General features: G+C 45.6%; 19 protein-coding genes. 17 read left to right on the top strand and 2 right to left on the bottom strand.

The annotated features are described in order from the left end of the window. Nucleotides 1-4: 4 nt before the first annotated feature. The 14 genes from HMPREF1039_RS00915 (at nt 5) to HMPREF1039_RS00850 (ending at nt 15564) form a co-directional block, all read left to right on the top strand. Nucleotides 5-781, top strand: coding sequence for an isoprenyl transferase (locus HMPREF1039_RS00915; protein WP_007390504.1), 777 nt, complete (start codon nt 5-7; stop codon nt 779-781). A gap of 16 nt (nt 782-797) precedes the next feature. Continuing rightward, complete coding sequence (locus tag HMPREF1039_RS00910; RefSeq protein ID WP_007390477.1) at nt 798-1628, top strand: phosphatidate cytidylyltransferase; 831 nt, start codon at nt 798-800, stop codon at nt 1626-1628. Nucleotides 1629-1640: 12 nt separating this feature from the next. Next, nucleotides 1641-2786, top strand: a complete 1146-nt coding sequence (locus tag HMPREF1039_RS00905; protein ID WP_007390491.1) for a 1-deoxy-D-xylulose-5-phosphate reductoisomerase — start codon at nt 1641-1643, stop codon at nt 2784-2786. Between the two features lie 23 nt (nt 2787-2809). Then, nucleotides 2810-3850, top strand: a complete 1041-nt coding sequence (rseP, locus tag HMPREF1039_RS00900; RefSeq protein ID WP_007390572.1) for an RIP metalloprotease RseP — start codon at nt 2810-2812, stop codon at nt 3848-3850. Between the two features lie 13 nt (nt 3851-3863). Continuing rightward, nucleotides 3864-4931, top strand: a complete 1068-nt coding sequence (ispG, locus tag HMPREF1039_RS00895) for a flavodoxin-dependent (E)-4-hydroxy-3-methylbut-2-enyl-diphosphate synthase (protein ID WP_007390534.1) — start codon at nt 3864-3866, stop codon at nt 4929-4931. A 131-nt stretch (nt 4932-5062) separates the two neighbouring features. Next, on the top strand, nt 5063-8350 hold the full coding sequence (gene mfd, locus HMPREF1039_RS00890) for a transcription-repair coupling factor (RefSeq protein ID WP_007390586.1): 3288 nt from the start codon (nt 5063-5065) through the stop codon (nt 8348-8350). Beyond that, nucleotides 8343-9890: a putative polysaccharide biosynthesis protein gene (locus HMPREF1039_RS00885; RefSeq protein WP_007390550.1), complete on the top strand. Its 1548-nt coding sequence runs from the start codon at nt 8343-8345 to the stop codon at nt 9888-9890. The genes mfd and HMPREF1039_RS00885 overlap by 8 nt, the downstream gene beginning before the upstream one ends. Before the next feature lie 15 nt (nt 9891-9905). After that, nucleotides 9906-10925 (top strand): nucleoside triphosphate pyrophosphohydrolase, encoded by a 1020-nt coding sequence (gene mazG / locus HMPREF1039_RS00880; RefSeq protein WP_007390589.1) that lies wholly within the window; start codon nt 9906-9908, stop codon nt 10923-10925. A 53-nt stretch (nt 10926-10978) separates the two neighbouring features. After that, the gene (locus tag HMPREF1039_RS00875) at nt 10979-11257 is read left to right on the top strand and encodes an HU family DNA-binding protein (RefSeq protein WP_007390494.1); all 279 of its coding nucleotides are present in this window, start codon (nt 10979-10981) and stop codon (nt 11255-11257) included. A gap of 132 nt (nt 11258-11389) precedes the next feature. Then, nucleotides 11390-12544, top strand: coding sequence for an MGDG synthase family glycosyltransferase (locus tag HMPREF1039_RS00870; protein ID WP_007390522.1), 1155 nt, complete (start codon nt 11390-11392; stop codon nt 12542-12544). Nucleotides 12545-12623: 79 nt separating this feature from the next. After that, entirely contained in the window at nt 12624-13403 is a 780-nt protein-coding gene (locus HMPREF1039_RS00865) for a sulfite exporter TauE/SafE family protein (protein WP_007390478.1), read from the top strand. A gap of 11 nt (nt 13404-13414) precedes the next feature. Continuing rightward, the gene (locus HMPREF1039_RS00860) at nt 13415-14167 is read left to right on the top strand and encodes an SDR family NAD(P)-dependent oxidoreductase (protein ID WP_007390547.1); all 753 of its coding nucleotides are present in this window, start codon (nt 13415-13417) and stop codon (nt 14165-14167) included. A gap of 58 nt (nt 14168-14225) precedes the next feature. Continuing rightward, nucleotides 14226-15191, top strand: a complete 966-nt coding sequence (locus HMPREF1039_RS00855; protein WP_007390573.1) for a hypothetical protein — start codon at nt 14226-14228, stop codon at nt 15189-15191. A 10-nt stretch (nt 15192-15201) separates the two neighbouring features. After that, the gene (locus HMPREF1039_RS00850; RefSeq protein ID WP_007390583.1) at nt 15202-15564 is read left to right on the top strand and encodes a YkvA family protein; all 363 of its coding nucleotides are present in this window, start codon (nt 15202-15204) and stop codon (nt 15562-15564) included. A gap of 63 nt (nt 15565-15627) precedes the next feature. Here HMPREF1039_RS00850 and HMPREF1039_RS00845 read toward each other — a convergent pair whose 3' ends face one another. After that, complete coding sequence (locus HMPREF1039_RS00845) at nt 15628-16017, bottom strand: pyridoxamine 5'-phosphate oxidase family protein (protein WP_007390549.1); 390 nt, start codon at nt 16015-16017, stop codon at nt 15628-15630. 254 nt (nt 16018-16271) lie between these two features. Continuing rightward, nucleotides 16272-17069, bottom strand: a complete 798-nt coding sequence (gene lgt, locus HMPREF1039_RS00840; RefSeq protein ID WP_007390472.1) for a prolipoprotein diacylglyceryl transferase — start codon at nt 17067-17069, stop codon at nt 16272-16274. Between the two features lie 321 nt (nt 17070-17390). Here lgt and leuS point away from each other — a divergent pair, with 321 nt between their 5' ends. From leuS to HMPREF1039_RS00825, 3 genes are all read left to right on the top strand, one after another. Continuing rightward, the gene (gene leuS / locus HMPREF1039_RS00835; RefSeq protein ID WP_007390495.1) at nt 17391-19871 is read left to right on the top strand and encodes a leucine--tRNA ligase; all 2481 of its coding nucleotides are present in this window, start codon (nt 17391-17393) and stop codon (nt 19869-19871) included. A gap of 48 nt (nt 19872-19919) precedes the next feature. Further along, complete coding sequence (locus tag HMPREF1039_RS00830) at nt 19920-20534, top strand: NUDIX hydrolase (protein WP_007390512.1); 615 nt, start codon at nt 19920-19922, stop codon at nt 20532-20534. A gap of 459 nt (nt 20535-20993) precedes the next feature. Beyond that, a complete protein-coding gene (locus tag HMPREF1039_RS00825; protein ID WP_007390539.1) occupies nt 20994-22133 on the top strand; it encodes an acyl-CoA dehydrogenase in 1140 nt (379 codons plus the stop codon). The last annotated feature ends 4 nt before the right edge of the window (nt 22134-22137 follow it).

The following is a 22137-nucleotide window of genomic DNA, read 5'->3' as shown; positions in this document are numbered from 1 at the left end:
GCAAATGTTTCATTTATTTAAAAAGAAGACGGCATCGACGGAATATCCTAAAAAGATCACGGAAAATATGTTGGATGTTTCTCGTTTACCACGACATGTGGCCATTATTATGGACGGCAACGGGCGATGGGCGAAACGTAAAAATTTGCCGCGGCATATAGGGCATCGTGTCGGCGCGGATACTTTGAAAAAAATTGTTACCGCCGCCGACGACTTGGGAATTAAGGTGTTGACCGTTTATGCGTTTTCGACAGAAAATTGGAAGCGTCCGGAAGCGGAAGTTTCATATATTATGAAATTGATGCAAGACTATTTGCGGAAAAATTTATTGGAGTTGGCTGAACATAATGTGCGATTGCAGTTTATCGGCGACATATCTTGTTTGGCTCCGGAATTACAAAAATCATTTGCCGACGCCGTTCAATCTATGGAAAACAATACGGGGTTATTGTTGAACATTGCTGTGAATTATGGGGGACGTGCCGAACTTACGCGAGCTGTACGTACGTTGGCCGAACAGGTGGAACAAGGGAAAGTAAGGGCAGGGGAAATTGATGAAGCGCGACTTGCCGGGGAGTTATATACGGCACCGGATAATGACGTGGATTTAGTGATTCGTCCGGGAAATGATTTTCGGATCAGCAATTTCTTATTATGGCAAATTGCATATGCCGAATTTTGGTACACTCCTATTTGTTGGCCCGATTTTACCAAAGACACGTTGCTGGAAGCACTGTATGCGTATCAAGGGAGAGAACGTCGTTTTGGAGGATTGAAATAAGATAGGAGCGAAGAGCATGCTGGGAAAAAGAATTATTTCCGGATTGATTGGCGGAGTGATTACGATAGGTGTTATTTATGAGGGAAATTGGCTCTTTTTTATTTTTATGATGTTGTTAGCCGTATTGGCGTGGAAGGAATATGCGCAGCTTATGGATAAGGTGTCTGTACAAGTTCCTTTGCGAGTCGGTATGGTGTGGTTGCTTTGTTTTTTAGGTACCATATGGTGCGGCGCGTGGCAAGCGGTGTTGCTTATGGGCGCTATATTGTTGTACGGACTGTTATTGCAGCCTGTTTTTCGGCATCAGTATAGTACCTTGCGTGATGTCGCATATGCCTTACTGGGGTTGGTATATGTCGGCATTGGATTTGCCGCATTGCTTGTTTTGCGTTGCGGTAATTTGGGACTACAGTTATCCGACCAATTTTCTTCGCAGTTCATTGATCCTTCGCGAATTCTCGTGTTTTTGTTAATTTTTGCCACTTGGGCCAGTGATACATGTGCGTTTTTTGTGGGAAAATTTTGGGGAAGGCATAAACTATGTCCTGCCATCAGTCCCGGAAAAACTCGGGAAGGCATGGTCGGCGGGATTGCGGGCACGATTGTGGTAGCATTGGCAGTAGCTGTTGGGGGACAATTTTCTCTTTTGCACGGCGGAGTGTTGGGAATTTTAATTGCCTTTACGGCGCCGGCGGGAGATTTAATCGAGTCTATTATGAAACGGACTTGCCGGACGAAAGATTCGGGTTCGTTAATCCCGGGGCATGGCGGCGTATTGGACCGATTTGACAGTTTGTTATTGGCAGCGCCCGTTGTTTGTGTATATTTATATTTTATTGCCCGATAAGAAGGGACAGATATGAAAAGAATTATGATTCTCGGCAGTACCGGGTCTATCGGACGGCAAGCCCTGTCGGTGATTGCCGCACATGAACAGCAGTTTTCAGTGTGTGCGGTAGCGGCTCATACGCATTGGCAAGAAGCGGCAATGCAGATACGACAATATCATATACGGTTTGCCTGTATGACAAATGCGGCGGCCGCGGCGGCGTTACAACAGGAAATGGGAAGGCAATGTACGGTATTTTCCGGAACCGCCGGCATGTTACAATTAATGGATGCCGTACAGGCGGATATGGTCTTAACTTCGCTGGTGGGCGCCGCGGGGATTGAACCGACCCTTTATGCCATACAAAAGGGCATGGATATTGCGTTGGCGAATAAAGAAACCTTGGTGGCTGCCGGGGAATTGGTGATGCAGGCGGCTAAAGACAAGGGCGTGCATATCGTGCCGGTAGATAGTGAGCATGGCGCTATTTTTCAATGTTTACAAGGGCGTCGTGCGGAAGAAGTGGATTCACTGTTGATTACTGCTTCCGGAGGCCCGCATTTTCATCGGCCTGCATCCGAATTTTCGAAGATTACTGTAGAAGAATGTTTGACGCATCCTACTTGGCATATGGGGAAGAAAATTACCGTTGATTCGGCCACCATGTTTAATAAAGGATTGGAAGTCATTGAAGCCCATTGGTTATTTCACCTGCCGTTCGATCGGATTGAAGTGGTGATACAACCGCAGAGCATTATTCATTCTATGGTACAATTTGTCGATAGTTCCGTTTTGGCACAATTAGGTATGCCCGATATGCGTTTGCCGATTCAATATGCTTTTTCCTATCCCGCACGTTTTCCCGTAAGCGGTGCTAAAAAGATTTCTTGGAAAGAGTTACGGCACTTGGATTTTTTTGCTCCGTGTCCTGAAAAATTTCCTTCTTTGCCGCTGGCTTATGAAGCGGGAAAAGCGGGGGGGACCTTGCCGGCGGTGTTAAATGCGGCGAATGAAGAAGCAGTATATGCATTTTTAAGAAAAGAAATTTCTTTTACACGGATTTTTTCGTTGGTAGCGGCGGCGGTGGACGCCCACCACGTACAACCGGCAACTTCGTTGGCGGCTGTTCGGGAAGCCGATCGATGGGCAAGGGCCTATGTGCATGATAAATTATAACCGTCGGGAAAGGGGATGACTGTATGGGAATTACGATTATCGCAACGATCTTTGTATTTAGTGTGATTGTTGTTATTCATGAATTGGGACACTTTATGACGGCTAAAATGACGGGCATGCAAGTCGATGAGTTTGCTGTCGGTTTCGGCCCGAAACTGATCAGTCATAAGGTCGGGTCTACCGTATATTCTCTGCGATTAATTCCTCTGGGCGGATTCAACCGTATTGCCGGGATGACCGATACGGAGCAAGCGATGACCGCGGTTCGACGGAACAAGTGTTTTATTTCTAAATCTTTACCGGCACGGTTGCTCGTGATGGCGGCCGGAGCTTTGATGAATTTTATTTTAGCGATTTGTTTGCTTTGGGGTGTTTTTTTTGTAGCGGGCACGGTACAAATATCGCCGGAACCGATTATCGGGCAAACGATTAACGGTTCTCCGGCCGCCCGGGCAAACTTGCAAACCGGTGATCGCATTTTGGCAATTCACGGAGAACCGATATATCAGTGGCAGGATATCGGTAGAGTATTGAGTAAACATCAAAAAGATGTGGTAACGGTCACGTTTAAACGACAGGGAAAGGAAGAAACCGCGCATCTTATACCGGAAACGGATGCTTCTTCACAAAGGCAAATTATAGGGATTTATCCGGTAGAACAAAAACAACGGCACGGATTTTTACAGGCCGGAAAATTGGCGGCTTTTCAAGTCGGTCATTTGAGCGGGTTTATGGTGCAGGGGATTTATCAAATGGTGACAGGTAAGGCGAAAGCGGATTTAGCCGGGCCCATAGGCATTGCGCAAATTGCCGGTAAAGCGGCTTCGGTGGGGTTTGCCGATTTACTTGTATTTACGGCGTTTTTGAGTACGAATTTAGGCATTGTAAATCTTTTGCCGGTGCCGTTATTGGACGGCGGTCACATTATTATTTTGCTTGTCGAAGCGATTCGACGTAAAAAATTACCGGCGCGAGCGTTGGTATATGTACAGACGGCAGGGATGGTTATCTTAGGGGCATTGTTTCTTTTTTCCATGTTTAAAGATATTACCCGATTATTTTAAATAGGAGTAAGGCATGAAACGCAGAAAAGCATTAGCCGTACAGGTCGGCAAGGTGGGAATCGGCGGTACGTATCCCGTATCCGTGCAGACCATGTCGACCGTCACGCCGGCAAAAGAAGCAGAGGCGGTAACCGATGTATTACGGCTGGCGGATGCCGGTGCGGAACTTATTCGCTTTGCAGTTCCGGATATGGCGGCGGCCAAGGGTTTGGCCGCGGTGGTAGCGGCTTCGCCGGTCCCGATTATTGCGGACATTCATTTTGATTATCGCTTGGCATTACAAGCGGTAGATAGCGGAGTTGACGCATTACGCATTAATCCCGGGAATATAGGAGATGAAGAGCGAGTCATAAAAGTTGTAGAAAAGGTACGCCCTAAAGGAATTCCCATTCGCATCGGGATTAACACCGGGTCATTACCGGCGGATATTCTGGCGGCACATGGCGGACATCCCACCTCTGCGGCCATGGTGGAGGGCGCGTTGCGGCACATTCGAATTTTAGAACGGTTGCAATATTCGCGTATGGTCATATCGCTTAAAGCTTCAGACGTACCCTTAATGATTTCTGCGTATCAAGAATTGGCGGAAAAAGTTCCCTATGCGTTGCATCTGGGAGTTACGGAAGCCGGGCTGGTGCAGGAAGGAACCATTAAATCGGCAATTGGGATCGGTGCGTTATTGTCACAGGGAATTGGCGATACGATACGGGTGTCTCTGACAGGTGATCCGATTGAAGAAATTAAAGTGGGGAGACAAATACTCAGTGCGTTAGGCTTACGGACGTTCGGTCCCACTTTAATTTCTTGTCCTACGTGCGGCAGGACGAAGGTCAATCTTATTCATTTGGCGGAACAGGTACAGACTGCTCTGGCCACGATACATACGCCGGTAAAGGTGGCGGTTATGGGGTGTATCGTTAATGGTCCGGGAGAAGCGCGTGAAGCGGATTTCGGCATTGCCGGCGGATACGGAAAGGGGATTGTATTTTCTCACGGTAAAATATTGCGTACAGTAGAAGAAGATAAATTGGTCGACGGGTTATTGGAAGAAATTCATAAATCGATAGATTCTGCAGAATAAAGCAAGCAGGTTGCGTGACGGCAACCTGCTTTTTTTGCGGCGTCGCAAATTTTAATGAGATATGCTATAATTACAAAGTATTATCGAAAAGATAGGATACGGATCGGAATTTATATGAAAGAAGCGTTAGCATGGAGCAATTATTTACGTATTCGGATCATGATGCCGCTATAAAAGCGGCGGCAGATAAATTTTCGCAGACCGGATGTTATAGCATATACGGAGTGGGCGGTTCCGCTAAAAGTTTTATTACTGCCAAAGGTATACGAAATATGCAGCACCCCGTTTTGATTATTGCGGTAGGTCGAGAACAGGTTGCGCAATGGATGGCGGATCTGCAATTTTTATTACCGGAAATGCCGCTATATACTTTTCCGTTTGTGACTTCGGAAGTGTTTACTACGGCTGTAAAAAGTTTGGAACGCGTTGCCGAACAAATGAAAGTGTTGGCACATTTGCGGGAACGGAAACCGTGCATTGTGATTGCGGCGGCGGAAGAAGCGGCACAGTATACCATAAGTCCGGAGAACTTGGATGCGGCCGCCGTGCCGTTATGTTGCCATGAATCATATGAACGACAAGCGCTTGTGGAGCAACTTATACAAAGCGGCTATGAAAGGGTGGATTTAGTAGAAAGACGCGGGCATTTTTCTGTGCGGGGTGATATTATTGATATTTATGCAGTGAATCACCGTGACCCGTTGCGGCTGGAGTTTTTTGGCGATACGTTGGACAGTATGCGCTTTTTTGAGGTACAGCGACAGATTTCATGTCAAGCGGTGGAGCAAGTGCGTATTTTGCCGTTTACCTTACCGTCTTTAGCCTCCGTAACGGACAGTACGTTGCCGGACTATTTTTCGGAAGGTTGTGTCGTTTGGGATGAACCGAATCGCATTCGTGAAAGTTTAAAAAAAATAGGAAAAGAATCGGACGAATATCAAAAGCGCCTTTGCCCGTGGTCACGTTGGGTAAAGAAACCGCGTACATGTACGCAAATTGTTTTATCCCTTATGGCACAAGCGGTTCCCGATTTTTTGCTGACCGGTTCTGCCGGTTTTGTCGCCAAACGCATGGCAAGCTTTCAAAAACAATGGCCCGTGTTGTGTGAAGAGTTGGTACATTGGCAACAGGAACGAAAAATTGTTTTTGTGGTTATGACCGATTGTAAACGGCGCGCTTCTTTACAAGCCCGGTTGCGGCAAGAACATATTTCCGTGTCACCGTCGTCAAACAGCGAGTGCTGTGCCGGCAAGATCTATATTGTCGACGGTGAATTGCAAAACGGTTTTGAATTACCTTATGCGGGCGTAATCGTTCTTTGCGAACGGGATATTTACGGCATGCAGAAAAAAAGAGTACATCGTTATGCCGGCAAGAGTGAAAAAATTAATGTTTTTACAGACTTAAAATCCGGTGACTATATAGTGCATCATGCGCACGGGATCGGTCGATATGTGGGTTTAAAAACAATTGAAATTGACGGCGTACATCGAGATTACTTGGAAATTCATTATGCCGGCAGCGACATACTTTATGTACCGACCGATCAATTGCGTCTTATCCAGCGATATATCGGGAATGAAGGAGAGATACCCAAACTGAATAAAATGGGCGGTAAGGATTGGCAAAAAACTCGTGCCAAAGCGCAAAAATCGGTGGATAATTTAGCGGAAAAATTAGTTACCTTATACGCTAAACGGGAAGTGGTACCGGGGTTTGCATATCCGCCGGACACGCCTTTTCAGCGAGAGTTTGAAGAAGCTTTTCCGTATGAGGAAACGGCCGATCAGTTGAAGGCGGTGGCGCATATTAAAGCGGCCATGGAAAAACCGTATCCTATGGACTGTCTGGTTTGCGGAGATGTCGGATTCGGCAAGACGGAAGTCGCCATGCGGGCAATTTTTAAAGCGGTTATGGGCGGTAAACAGGTAGCGGTGTTGGTACCGACAACGGTGTTGGCGCAACAACATTATCAGACGTTTACCGAACGATTATCTCCTTTCGGGGTAAAGTGTGCCGTATTAAATCGTTTTTGTTCGTATAAAGAGAGAAAAGAGATATTAGCGCGTACGTTGACCGGGGACGTGGATGTTTTGATCGGCACGCACAGTTTGCTGAATAAAAAGGTGAAATTTAAAAATCCGGGACTCTTAGTAGTCGATGAAGAACAACGTTTCGGAGTGGCGCAAAAAGAAAAGTGGAAAGCCTGGGCCGAGACGATTGATGTGCTTTCTTTAAGTGCTACGCCTATTCCGCGCACCTTACACATGTCGTTGGTCAATTTACGAGAAATGTGCGTGATTGAAACGCCGCCTACAGACCGATTTCCCGTACAAACGTATGTGACGGAATATGATGCGCGTATTGTCAGGGATGCGGTTATGCGGGAAAAACGACGGGGCGGTCAGGTTTTTTTTGTCTATAATCGAGTAGATACGATGGCACGCATGCAGGAAGAATTGGCCGCCTTATTACCGGAGTTGACGATTCGCATGGCTCATGGGCAAATGAGCGGCGGGAAATTAGAAGAAGCGATGTTTGATTTTTATGAAGGAAAATATGATCTGTTGCTTTGTTCCAGTTTAGTGGAAAATGGTTTGGATGTAGCCAATGCGAATACCATATTAATTTATGACGCCGATCATTTCGGGTTATCGCAGCTTTATCAAATGCGCGGACGGGTCGGACGCAGTCATCATTTGGCATATGCTTATTTCTTTTATCGGCCGCAAAAGGTGCTTTCGGAAGTGGCGGAAAAGCGCTTGGAAGCGATTAAGGAATTTACAGAGTTGGGTTCCGGATTTAAAATTGCTATGCGTGATTTGGAAATTCGCGGTGCCGGTAATTTATTGGGTCGTGAACAACACGGCAATATTGCCGGGGTGGGGTTTGCGATGTATTGCCAAATGTTGGAGGCGGCAATTAAACGGGTAAAACACGGAGAGGAAAAAATAACCGCACCTTTGGAAACGGTACTTGACATACAAGTGGATGCGTTTTTGGATGATGCGTATATTCCCGTAAGCGGCCAAAAAATTGAAATGTATCAGAGATTGGCCCTGGCAGATACGGAGAAAGAATTACAGGAGTTGAAAAACGAGCTGCAGGATCGTTACGGCAAAGCGACGCCGCCTGTGCAACGCTTGTTGCGGGTAGCGGCTATCCGTATGCGGGCTAAGCAATTGGGGATTGTGTTGTTGTCGCAAAAAAAAGAACTACTGGAAATAAAATGGCAGTCGGCACAGGCGGCACCTCTCCCGGAAGCAATGGAACCTGTATTGCGATCGCGGATGAAAATTGTCCGGGGATTACCGAATGTACGACGGTTTTCGTTAACGGGAATTGAAGATGTGTTATCCTATGTACAATATATTTTAAAATCTTTGGAAACGCGGAGAAAGGAGGGGGCTCTTGCATAAATCTAATTTTTTGCGCGGGGCGATGATCCTTACGCTGGCAGGGATTGTTGTTAAAGTATTAGGCGGTATTAATCGTATTCTTTTATCTCGTTTGTTAGGCGGAGAAGGAATCGGATTATATCAGATGGCCTATCCTATCTATATTCTTTTCCTCAGTATTGCCGGCGCGGGAATTCCTATTGCTGTTTCCATTATGATTGCGGAGAAAATGGCGAAAGGCGAAACGGCTGAGGCCGGCCGTGTTTTCCATATTATTTTAGCGTTTATGATTCCGGCGGCAATCGGATTCGGACTTCTTTTAGCAGCGAGTGCGGAGTTGTTTATTCATGCCGGTTGGGTGCGGGACAGCAGAGCGCTTATGCCGTTATTGATATTGTCACCGGCATTGACGTTGTCTATTATTGCCTGCTGTTTTCGCGGTTATTTTCAGGGGTTGCAACAAATGACGCCTACAGCCGTGTCGCAAATGGCGGATCAAGCGGTTCGGGTCTGTGCGATGTTGGTATTTGCCATGGCATTGATGTCGCGCGGCATTCCGGCGGCAGCTACGGGCGCGGCCGCCGGAGCCGTACCGGGAGCCGCGATCGGTTTATTGATCATGTTGGCATTTTTTTGGCGCCATATACGCCGCCAATCCGTTTCCGGCGTTGTACGTGACGTTACTGCCGGTGGCGTTATTAAAAGGCTGTTGGCATTGGCGATTCCCGTGGCGGCAGCTAATATGTTGTTGCCGGCAGTGGCGGGGATTGATTTGTTTATTGTACCGAAACAATTAGAATCGGCAGGCTATACGGTACATGAAGCTACGGCATTGTTCGGCTATTTAAGCGGAATGGCGAACGGGGTTATTCAATTACCTGCTATTTTAACAATGGCCTTGGCCACCAGTTTGGTTCCGGCTGTGTCGGCTGCGTTTTCTAATGGAAAGCATGCTGTTATTATACAGCGGGTACATACGGTTATGCGGATTGCCAATGTTATTACGATTCCGGCCTGTTGCGGATTGGCGGTGTTAGCCGTACCTATTTCACGATTATTGTATGCCACGCCGGCTGCCGGAGCGGCCATTTGCGTTCTTTCTATATCTGTTTTTTTAGTAGGCGTGCAGCAAATTACGGGTGCTTTATTGCAAGGAATGGGGCGGACCGTCATTCCGTTGGTGAATATGGCCATAGGTGCGGGTATTAAAATTTTCTTAAGTTGGCATTTGACGGCGGTTCCTGCTCTCGGTATTGTCGGCGCCGCATGGGCGACGAATGCCGGATTATTGGCGGCGGCATTGTTGAATTTATATTTTGCACGGCGATTCGTAGCGTATCGTATACAGGGAGGACAGTTGGCACGTATTGCGGTCGCCGCAGTGAGTATGGCGGTGGCGGCGCGCGGTATATACGGTTTGTTGTATGCGCATATGGGAGGTACGGAAGTGACCCTGCTGGCAATGGTTGTAGGATTAGTCATTTATGGCATAGGTTTATGGGGCACGAAAGCGGTAACGAGGCAAGATTTGGGAGCGATTTCTTTTTTTCGTAAAACATAAGGATAAGGGGAAAATATGAAAGAAATTGAAATTGTATATCTCGGTACGGAAGAAACGGATCGGGAAGAAACGTATTGGCGGAAACCGTCGTTTGAAGAAAGATATAAGCCGATTATTTCTTATTTGTTGACCACGGCGGCTGTGCGAGATGTAGTACATACCGTTCCCGGAGGACCGGCAATGGCTGCGAAAGTAAAGGATATGTTGGAACATGCGGCGCAAGAACGGGTCGAAAAATGGGAGCGGTGCCCTTTTGATGTGCAACCGTTGGTACAGGTTATGGCCGCCTTGCGCGGACCGCAGGGCTGTCCATGGGATAAAAAGCAAACGCATCGCAGTTTGCGACGCTTTTTATTAGAAGAAGTATATGAAACTTTAGATGCTATTGATAAAGATGATAAAGATGGTATTTGTGAAGAATTGGGAGATATTCTCTATCAAGTTATTATTCATGCCCGTATTGCGGAAGAAGAGGGCTTGTTTACTGCGCAAGATATTGTTACACAGGTATGTGACAAGATGATTCGGCGACATCCCTATGTTTTTCATGTAAAAGGGCTTGAAAATATGCCTGTGAGTATGTTAAACTGGGATAGATTAAAGCAGAGAGAACGGCGTCAACAGCATAAACGGCTGTTAGACGGCGTAGTGGGAGGAATGCCTTCTTTGTTGACTGCTTATAAGCTGCAGGAGAAATCGGCAGGTGTCGGTTTTGAATGGGACACAGATGCGGCTGTTTGGGCAAAAGCGGCAGAAGAATGGCAAGAATTTCGTGAAGCGCTGCAAGAGGGGGATGCCGCTCATGCCGAAGAAGAAGCCGGTGATGTCTTGTTCATCTTTGCCAATGTATGCCGACGCTATCACATAGAGCCGGAATGCGCGTTACATCGGGCTAACAAAAAATTTTATCGACGTTTTTCTTACGTAGAAGAAAAGGTTCGTCAATCGGGAAAACCGTGGCAAATGTTTTCTTTAGCACAGTTGGATGCTTTTTGGCAGGAAGCTAAACGGCAGGAGCGAAGACAGGCGTTGTAAAGGATTTTGTTAGAAAAATCACACAGATGTAACTATTTAAAGGAGGATTTTTAATGAATAAAACAGAATTGATTGCTAATGTAGCAACAAAATCCGATTTGACAAAAAAGGATGCGGAAAAAGCAGTGAAAGCTGTTTTTGAATCCATTAGCGAAAGCTTGACAAAGGGTGATAAAGTACAAATTATCGGCTTTGGAACCTTTGAAGTTCGGCAGCGTAAAGCTCGTGAAGGACGTAACCCCCGTAACAACGAACCGATTCAAATTGAAGCATCGAAAACTCCGGCTTTCAAGGCAGGCAAACAGTTAAAAGACTTAGTAAACAACAAATAATAATCTTACCGCAGAGGAGGGCCGCCATGTACACGGCCCTTTTCTTTTCGAGTCGGTCAAGCGTCCGGCGAAAAAACGAAAGGCAAGATTTGCAGATTGGGAACATAGTATTGTCATAAAGAAGGAATTGGCATGATGAAAAAGAAGGTACTTATCCTGTCCGCTTCTATCGGAACCGGGCATACACAAGCGGCCCGGGCGATTGAAGAATATATGCAGCAGGCGGCGGAAGAGTATGAAGTGGAGCATATTGATTTTTTATCCAATGAAGCCTTATCTATAGATAATATTGTGAAAGAAACCTATATTAAAATTTTGGATCTCTTTCCCATGTTATATGATTTGATGTATTATTCTTCACAAGGGTATAAAAAAGGGTGGTTTGTGAAAACCATGTTTTCGTGGGGACTCAAACGACGCATGCTGCGGGTATTGGCGGATAAACATCCGGATCTTCTTATTTTTACACATCCTTTTCCTGCCGGTACAGCGGCGTTGTTGAAAAGACAACATCGTCTGCAGGTACCGATGATGGGCGTTATTACTGATTTTGCGGTGCATCAATTATGGGTGTATCCGCAAATTGATCGGTATTGTGTAGCCGCCTCGCCGTTAAAAGATTTATTGGCGGCACAAGGTATTGAAGCTGAAAAAATTGCAGTAACCGGAATTCCTGTACGGAATATTTTTTCTTATCGTCAATGGGGAAACACCCGGAAAAAGGGAAATAATGTGCTCATTATGGGCGGCGGTTTGGGGATGGGATCTATTCGCCAATCGCTGGTAGCGCTGGATCGCTTGACGGCGATTGATTCTTTTTCTGTCGTGACGGGACATAATGCAGACTTATATGATGAAATTTGTCGGCTCCGTCAAGAATTACGGCATCCGGTGGAAGTATTGGGATATACGAATGATATACCGGCATTAATGGCGCAATCGGCCTTGTTGGTAACCAAACCGGGAGCCTTAACTTGTACGGAAGCGGTAACGGTTCAAATTCCCCTGGTATTATATAGTCCTATTCCCGGACAGGAAGAAGCCAATGCGGCATATATGCGAGATAAGGGTTGTGCGCGTTGGGTTAAGACCAAAGAAGAACTTAGTGCGGTGGTAGCGGAATTGTTGACTCACCCCGATAGATTACGGGCAATGTCTGTAGCCAGCAGGAAGTGTCATCAGCATGGCGCCGAATTAATCGGTGAGCAAATAAGACAAGTATTATATCCGGCGGAACGACCGGAGACCATATGGAATAAAAAGCCGTGTATAAGAGAACAAAGCTGAAAGTAGTCGCAGGCGGACAGACGGTTGCGACTACTTTTTTCGTAAATTTCGGAAATCGTACGAGAGTGAGGAAAAAGGAATGGATATAATGAGTGCATCTTCCGGTATACAGACGATTTTTTTTATTATGATTGGCGGCTTTATGGCCGGGTTTGTAGATTCTATTGCCGGGGGCGGAGGGCTTATTTCTTTGCCCATACTCTTAGCTGCCGGAATGACACCGCATTTGGCATTGGGAACCAATAAATTTTCCGCTACGTTTGGGGCTTGTATGAGTGCCAGACAGTTTATCCGTGCCGGTAAAACGGATATGTCGTTGTTACGTCGACTCATTCCGTGTTCTTTTTTAGGAGCCGTTGCAGGTTGCGTGTTAATGTTATATATATCGGCAAAGTGGTTACAACCGATTATTATTATAGCGCTTATAGGCTCTGCGTTTTTTGTATTTTTTCGGCGGCATTTGGGGGCCGCCATGACGTATAGCGGTGCAAGTCGTACGGTTCTCATCAAGTCTTCTCTTATGGCCTTTGTCCTGGGCATGTATGACGGATTTATCGGCCCCGGTACGGGTACCTTTCTCATTGTTTTCTTTGCTATGTTGGGATTTGATTTTGTATTGGCCGCCGGCAATGCTAAAGTATTAAATTTAATTAGCAATTTGACAAGCTTTGTTATTTTTGTTGCTTGCGGTAAAGTATATTATGTATATGGCATACTTATGGCCGTATGTATTTTTTTGGGAGCTTTTTTCGGCGCTCGCTTGGCAATTCGTAAGGGTATACGATTTGTACGGTATGTGATGTTGACCGTAACGTGCGCCTTAATTATTAAGCTGATTATACAGTATTTTGTGTACTAGGAGAAATCTATATGGACAGTAAAAAAACAATTGTCATCAGTGGCGGCACTTCCGGTATCGGTCTGGCTACCGCTCGTATTTTAGTTGCGCAGGGACATAATGTTATTTTGTTGGGACGAAGTGTTGAAAAAGGGGAAAAAGCGGTTGATACATTAGCGGCATATGCCGGACAAGTGCGGTTTATCGCCGCTGATGTATGTGACGAAAGCGCATGTCAACGTGCGTTGGCACAAGGAGAGATATATTTCGGCGCCGTACATGGGTTAGTGACAGCCGCCGGGCAATATGAAGAAAAATTATTACAATATGAAACACTTGCCGCGATCGAGAAGCTTTTTGCAGTGAATGTGTACGGTACGATGACATTGTGCCGCCTTATACAGCCGTATTTACGACGCAGTGCCGGCGGCAGTATTGTCACGGTCAGCAGTGATGCCGGCCTGCAGGGCAATGTGGCATGCTCGGTTTATGGAGCTACTAAAGGGGCGATCGTGGCATTTACCAAGTCCTATGCCCTGGAGGCGGCTCCGTACGGTATTCGCGTAAATTGCGTTTGCCCCGGTGATGTACAAACGCCTTTATTACGGGAACAGTTGCAACGAAACCCGAAATTGACCATGTCGGAATTGCGGGAACATTATCCGTTATATCGAATTGCCGAACCGGCTGAAGTAGGGGAGGTTATTGCCTTCCTTCTAAGTGAGAAAGCTTCCTTTATGACCGGCACTGCAGTACCGGTGGATGGAGGTTTGACAAGCTGGTAAAAACGTGCGAAAATGATAATAGAATGATGTTGGCCTTTTTGAAAATGGGGTGGGTATAATGAGCAAAGAAACAAAGGATTGGCTGTCGGATGACACGGGAACCGTATCCGGTGAGGATAAAACGAAAGAAGAATTACAGGCGGAATTACAGGCTTTACAAGCGGAAGTAAAGCGGTTGAAGGAAACGCAGGCGGAAGAATCTGCGACACAAGAGACCGCGGAAGAATCGGAGCAAGTATGGGAAGCCTTGGAAGATGCGGATGAAGATATTGAAATTAAAGCGGAAACCTTGTGTCGTTGGGGGGCCGCCAGAGCGGGAGCGATTGTTATTGCCCCGGTAGTAGGGACGGCGGCACTTATGGCTAATGAAGTTTATATGGTCAGTCGGATTGCCCGCTTATATCATGTTAAATTGACGGAACGTGCGTTAATGGGGTTTGTCGGAGCGCTAATCAGCCGGGTGGCGGGACATCTGTTAACCACGCTTATTCCGTTTTCCGTGATACAAGTTCCGGTAGCAGTCGGTATTACGTACAGTTTAGGGCGTGTAACACAACGCTGGTTACAGGACGGGATGCCGGAAGATATGCAACCTTATATGAAGATGATGGACGAATGGAAAGATAAAGCGCGGGATCAAGTTGAAAAATTAAAAGATCATCCGTTAAAAAATTTACCGCTCGGGGATGAAACGATTGATTTCATGAAGCGATGGGGGCGGCTGGCTGTTGAAAAATGGCAAGTCGTTAAAGAAAAAGGGCAGGATATTTATCATTCCGTCACGCACTATGATGATTTGGTAGATGAAATTCTTGCGGAAGAACAGAAAAAAAAGGCTGCAGCAGCATCGGCAGATGCGGAAACGGAAGAAACGGACGAGCACTCGGCCGCCTCTGCTACGGATGCGGCGGCGGATAGAGAGGCCGCACCGGCACCGGACGGAAAAGATTCGGGAGCAACCTTGGCGGAAGAACAAGTAGCGGCAGCGATTGCGAATGCCAAATTGCCGTTGGACGATAATTGAGGTCGGGCATATGGCATTTATTTCTCGCTTGGCACGTCGGTATACTGCGCAAAAATGGTTGGATTTTGTACAGCACATAAAACATAAGCTTTCTTTTTTGCCGCGTGCATGGATGCTCTTTTTTTGCCTGCGCGATGCGGATACCCCTAAGACGGTAAAAGTATTGCTTATGGGAGCCTTGGCATATCTTATGGTACCATGGGATGTTTTGCCGGATACCGTTCCGGTTATCGGATGGTTGGATGATGCGGCGGTCATTGCCTGGACCGTTCGTTTTGCCGGCACGTATATCAAACCGGAACACAGAGAAAAAGCGCGGCTTATATTCCCTTTTGCCGCTCGTTATGGGGAGTATAACGAGGGAAATCGTTAAAAATGATAGTAAAAAGGAAGGTACTTGTAATTATACAAGTGCCTTCCTTTTTGGTGTGCAATCTTATTCTTCAATTAATTTACCGGCTTTGGGTCCGGAATCCAGCGTATACATCTTTTCAATGTCAATAATGACTGCCGCAGCTTTCGGCGCGGCTCCTACTAATTTTGCAGCCAAGTCCATTTTTTCCGGTTCCGTATAGCTGGTGGCTTTTCCGGAAAAACGAAAGCCTTTGTTTGCTTCGCGATCTACAAAGGCTACGGAAATTTTTCCGTTGGCTTTAATATTGGCATGATGTTGGCCGTCGGTATTTTCACAGAAAATCAAATGTGTATCATCGAGAACTCGCATCGTGCGTTTCGGTCCGATATTCGGATTGCCGTTCGCATCAACGGTTGCAATATAAGCCAATTGCACTTTGATCAGTTCTTTCATTTCATTGGTCAGTTTCATCTTTTTACCTCCTTCAGGTCGGAATACATCGGGCATACGCGTGAAAAACGAGATTCGTATGCCATCAACTTTTCTTTTTCAAGTCCTATTGGAAAAGTGTCGAGAAAAAGAAATCTTACTGATAATTATTATAATATAGAAAATCATTTTCCGTCAACTAAAAAGATAGGCATGTGTCCGTATTTGCATATAATAGGCGAAATAAGGCGGGGGAACGGAATAGCTAGATACATAAATAATAAACCATCTTACTTTTAAGCACGGCAAGTATTCTTTATTTTTGGTGTACGACGGTAATAGATAAGAAAAATGAAGATTATAAGGGCGACGATAAAGGCGATTAAAGAAGTCCATTGCGCCGATTTCAATCCCAGCGCCAAGACCGTATAATCGCCACGTAAAAATTCCAAGAAAAAACGGGCTAGGCTGTATAACATGACATATAAACAGAATACTTGCCCTTTATGATGGGGAAAGACACTGAATAACAGGAGAGCGACAAAAATAAGGATATCAATTTGCCCTTCCCAAATTTCTGCCGGCCAGAGCGGTTGATTGCCGTAGGTCGCATAGGCTAACGTGGTGTCGGGGTATAGGATCCCGAAATTTCCTCCCGTCGGATGACCGAAAGCATCGCCGTTCATTACATTGGCCATACGCCCTACCGATTGGCCGAGGATGATGGCCGGTGCTAATAAATCGGCAAACCGCCAGGTATCTATGTGATGTATTTTGGTATAGGCTATGCCGGCCAGTGTGCCGAAAACAATGCCCCCCTGAATAGCCATACCTCCTTGCCAGACAAAGGGAATTTGCAGCAGGTGTCGACCGTAATAACTCCAATCGAAGAAAAAGACATCCCACAGACGTCCGCCTATAATGCCGGCGACGGCGCAACACATTGTAAAGTCCAAAATATGTCGATGCAGGCCGTGTCCGTCTTTTTTTGTCAATACATAGGCGGTAATGGCGGCACAAATAATTCCCAACATAAAAAGTAAGCCGTAGGCACGTAAGGGAAAGGAACCTATAAAAAAAAGATATTGATGCAATGTAAAAACCTCCTTGCATAGATACTTGCGGGCAATAGCAACATAAACCGCATTTATTATACATGATTTACATAGAAATTACGAAATATTTCGGAAGGACGCGTACAAACAGGCGGTGAAGATAAACCGGGATTGTATGAAAAAAATAATATTATTTTAAAATATAATTTAGGGGAAGTGTATGGGTAGTGAAAATAATTTGCGAATTTTAAGTTTTGACAATATTTTATAAAATATGAATTGACTTGATTCAGGCGGCACACTATAATAAATACCATATAAGAGTAGGTTGGCAGCTACGCAGGTTAGGAGGATGTTACCTTGGAAAAATATATTCCCCAAGAAATTGAAAAAAAATGGCAAGAAATATGGCGGCAAGAGCATCGTGACGGTTGTAAAAATGAAGATGCGCGTCCCCCGTATTATGTGTTGGAAATGTTTCCGTATCCGTCCGGAAATTTGCATATGGGGCATGTGCGGAATTACACTATCGGCGATGTTATGGCCCGATATAGACGCATGAAAGGCTTTAATGTATTACATCCCATGGGCTATGATGCGTTCGGCATGCCGGCGGAAAACGCCGCAATAAAGCATAATATTCCTCCTGCAGAATGGACATATAAAAATATTGAAAATATGACGCGACAACAGCGCGAGTTGGGACTGTCCTATGATTGGGATAGAGAAGTGGCAACGTGTCATGAAGAGTATTATAAATGGACACAATGGATTTTTGAATTGTTTTATAAACGCGGGCTGGCTTACAGAAAAGAAGCAAAAGTGAATTGGTGTGAACATTGCAATACGGTGTTGGCCAATGAACAAGTAATAGACGGTACCTGTTGGCGATGTGATCAGCCGGTTGTGAAAAAAGATTTAAAGCAGTGGTTTTTTAAAATTACGGACTATGCCGATCAGTTATTGGAGGATTTAAAACTTTTGCCGGGCTGGCCCGAACGTGTAAAAACGATGCAAAAAAATTGGATCGGTCGCAGCGAGGGAACGGAACTGTCTTTTGACGTTCCGTCGATTCATAAACGTGTACAACTGTTTACTACGCGGGTAGATACGGTATTCGGCGTGTCGTATATTGTATTGGCGCCGGAACATCCGTATGTGGCGGAATTAATCAAAGATAAAGAGAATGAAGCGGAACTGCAAGCGTTTATTACACGTATGAAAAATATGAGTGATATAGAACGTACGGCGAATGATGCGAAAAAAGAAGGGATGTTTACAGGCGCTTATGCGGTAAACCCCTTAAACGGAGCACAGGTCCCCATATGGATCGCCAACTATGTATTGGCGGATTACGGAACGGGTGCGGTCATGGGGGTACCGGCACATGATCAGCGAGATTGGGATTTTGCGCATGAATTTAATTTGCCGGTGCACCTCGTCATTCAAAATAAGACGCATACGTTATCTATAGAAACCATGACCGAGGCCTATCATGAAAGCGGCACGTTAGTAAATTCCGGCGATTTTGACGGCCTGACCGATGCGGAAGCGCGAAAAGCCGTTACGCAGTGGCTGCAGGAGAAAAAACTGGGAAAAGGCACCGTGAATTACAAGCTGCGTGATTGGTTAATTTCCCGACAACGGTATTGGGGCGCACCGATTCCCATTATTTATTGCCCGCAATGCGGCGAGCAATTAGTACCGGAAGAACAATTGCCGGTTACGTTGCCGACAGATGTGACCTTTACGGCCGGTGCCGTTTCACCGTTAGCAACGAGTCGGGAGTTTGTTCATTGCACATGCCCGAAATGCGGGGGACCTGCAACCAGAGAAACGGACACGATGGATACCTTTGTCTGCTCTTCCTGGTATTATTTGCGATATATAGATGCCAGGAATACTGCGCAGGCGTGGAATCCCGAATATGCAAAAAAATGGTTGGGTGTCGATCAATACATCGGCGGCATTGAACATGCCATTTTACATTTAATGTATTCCCGGTTTTGTATGAAAGTATTTCATGATGCCGGGTTGGTCGCCGTTAAAGAACCGTTTGAACGTTTGTTGACCCAAGGAATGGTGTTGATGGATGGCAGTAAAATGTCGAAATCCAAAGGAAATGTAGTGTCGCCGGAAGATATTATTGCCAAATACGGCGCCGATACAGGACGCTTGTTCATTCTCTTTGCCGCGCCGCCCGAACGGGATCTGGAATGGTCCGAACAGGGCGTAGAAGGTTCGTATCGGTTTTTACACCGCGTGTGGCGTATTGTTGAACAATATATGGACATGCTTGATACGGCCGAAACGGCAAAGAGACCGTATACAGAGGCGGAAAAAGCACTGCGGCGACAGGAATTTTTATCGATTGCCAAAGTCGGCGAGGATATTCAGGGAAGAGACGGAAAATATTCTTTTAATACGGCTGTAAGTTCTATCATGGAATATGTCAATGCTTTATATGCCTATGCGGGCAAAGAAAAGACGATTCAAAAAGAAGTCGGCGTAGAAGCAATACGGAATTTGTTGAAAATTTTAGCGCCCTTTACGCCTCATATTGCGGAAGAACTTTGGCATCAGGCCGGTTTTTCCGGCAGTATACACGGGCAGTCCTGGCCGGAAGTGGAAGCGGAAGCGCTGAAAGTGGCGGCAATAGAAATGCCTGTACAAATTAACGGTAAAGTGAGAGAGCATATTACGGTGCCGACGGATTGCACCGCCGAAGATATTAAAGCTTCGGTTTTACAACAACCTCGTATACAGGAATGGTTGAAAGATAAAACAGTAGTGAAATGTATTATTGTACCGAAAAAAATTATTAATCTGGTTGTGAAATAGTATAAAAGCGGGAGAAGATAGCAGCTCCCGCTTTTTTTAGGAGATGCGATGAACGGATATACGTCATGGCCTGTACGAGCTGTAAGGCAAAATTCTTGTTTACAAACCGAAGATTGTGCAGTATTAGTACCTCTTCTTTATGATCGGGAAACAACGGAAGAACAAGTGCTGTTGGAAGTGCGGAGTGCCGGATTGCGACGGCAACCGAAAGAAATTTGTTTTCCCGGGGGACATATAGAAGCTGCCGATTCTTCTCCTTGGGCGGCAGCTATGCGGGAAACCGCGGAAGAATTGGGGATTGACGCTGCCGGGATTCATTATATAGGCGCCCTGGATTATGTGGAATCGCCGATCGGCGTGCGGGTCTATCCGTTTGCGGCCCGCCTGGATACTCGTCGATGGCGTCCGGCACGGGCGGAAGTGGACCATGTATTTACGATACCGCTTTCGTTTTTGCAGAAGCAAACTCCGGAAATTGCTTATTTTCAATTACAAGGACGCCCGCTCAGTCCCTCGCTAATAACGATGGGGGTTCCGGAAAATTGGCGACCGCGTACTACTTATGAAGTGAAGATATTCACCTATAAAAACTATAAAATATGGGGAATTACTGCGCAAATCCTTGACAACTTCCTGGGCATTCGTGCTATAATACAAACGTAAGACAGCCTTAATATTTGCAATAGCTATATTTTGGTTAACGTATTATTTTTTATAAATTTTTATTGTTTCGAAAAGTTGTTCGCACGTCTTTGTTACTTGCGCGGAACGCATAGTAATTGATGATAATGATGGGGTGAAAAAGGAGCGGGTTTTGTCGAATACGATAGTAATGCCACATGAAAGGTAGTAACAAAAGGTCTCTTTGATGTTTTATAATGACAAAATGGAATAATGACAATGATGATTTTATGATTTATCTATTGATTTACCATGTGAAAAGTTGTACAATTCATGTATAAGTATTTCAGGTTGTGTCTTCGTGTCAACAAGACTGTAAAAAACTTATGGTTTTATTTGATATTGGCGCTGCTGAAGTCGACAATGTCAGATTCCGGAACTGGCTCAAGTAAATTTGCTTTAATTTTGTGGTTCAACATACTATTGAGGAGAGTGACCATCATGAATTTCAACTTGACAGACGTGCAACAGGAATTTGTAAAACTTGCAAAGGATTTTGGTGAAAAGAAATTATTGCCGACCGTTATGGAACGTGATCACAAGGGTGAATTTAACGAAGAATTGGTAGCGGAAATGCTTGGATTGGGGTTGACCGGAGCGTATTTTGAAGAAAAATACGGCGGTGCGGAATGTGACGTGCTCAGCTATATTTTGGCAGTAGAAGAATTGGCAAAATATGATGCCGGTATGTCCATTACCTTGTCGGCAACCGTTTCTCTTTGTGCGAATCCGATTTGGCAGTTCGGCACGGAAGCACAAAAAGAAAAATTCCTGACGCCGTTGGTTGAAGGTGAAAAGTTGGGCGCATTCGGTTTGACGGAACCCAATGCCGGTACGGATGCTTCGGGACAGCAAACGGTAGCGGTCAAGAAAGACGATTACTATATTTTGAACGGTTCCAAAGTATTTATCACCAATGGCGGTTCGGCAGATATTTATATCGTGTTCGCCATGACGGATAAATCCAAAGGCACCAAGGGAATTAGTGCCTTTATTGTAGAAAAAGGAACGGAAGGCTTTACCTTCGGCAAATTGGAAGATAAGATGGGGATTCATACTTCCAAAACAATGGAATTGGTATTCCAAGATGCGAAAGTTCCGGCAGAAAACTTGCTCGGTAAAGAAGGGGAAGGCTTCAAGATTGCCATGATGACTCTGGACGGCGGTCGTATCGGCGTAGCCGCACAGGCATTGGGAATTGCGGAAGCGGCATTAAACGACGCGGTGGAATATTCCAAACAGCGTGTACAGTTCGGTAAACCGCTTTGCAAATTCCAAAATATCGGCTTTAAACTGGCGGATATGAAAATGAAAGTGGAAGCTGCCCGGAATCTTGTATATAAGGCCGCTTTCAAAAAACAGGAAGGCCAGCCGTTTACAGTGGATGCGGCGATTGCCAAACGCTATGCGTCCGATGTCGCTATGGAAGTATCGGTGGAAGCCGTACAAATTTTCGGCGGTTACGGCTATAGTGAAGAATATCCGGCGGCCCGTCATTTGCGTGACGCCAAAATTACGCAGATTTATGAAGGTACGAACGAAGTTATGTTGATGGTTACATCAGGAGCTTTGTTACGCTAATTGT

Origin of the sequence: Megasphaera lornae, from assembly GCF_000214495.1 — a bacterium.
Classification (GTDB): Bacteria; Bacillota; Negativicutes; order Veillonellales; family Megasphaeraceae; genus Megasphaera; species Megasphaera lornae.
Note: the sequence above shows the minus strand (reverse complement) of the source record. Positions and strands in the feature narration are given on the sequence as shown.